This window comes from Aquirufa salirivi, assembly GCF_045310485.1.
GTDB lineage: Bacteria > Bacteroidota > Bacteroidia > Cytophagales > Spirosomataceae > Aquirufa > Aquirufa salirivi.
In genome coordinates this window covers 1-246 of the sequence record NZ_JBEWZH010000054.1, presented here as the reverse complement: position 1 = coordinate 246, position 246 = coordinate 1, and the positions used below count along the sequence as shown (strand labels likewise).

The following is a 246-nucleotide window of genomic DNA, read 5'->3' as shown; positions in this document are numbered from 1 at the left end:
ATGGCACTGCCTTCACAGGAACGAATACCTTAACGGCACTAGATGTTTATGGAAATACCGTAACGAACTTCAATGCATCCGGCAATAATATTACGGTAACGACTACTTTAACAGGAGCGATCACTGGATTGTCTGGAACAACTATATTGAATAATGCAGCAGACTTCAGCAGTGGAGTTGCGAACTTGACTAGTTTAGGTCTGAAATTCACAGGTAATGCTGGTGCAGGAACCTTTACCTTCACCC

The 246-nt window shown here is 43.1% G+C and carries 1 protein-coding gene; it reads left to right on the top strand.

Translation table 11 applies throughout. The features are described from left to right. On the top strand, positions 1-246 hold a 246-nt coding region (locus tag U0R11_RS13690; RefSeq protein ID WP_406752403.1), incomplete at both ends, for a hypothetical protein.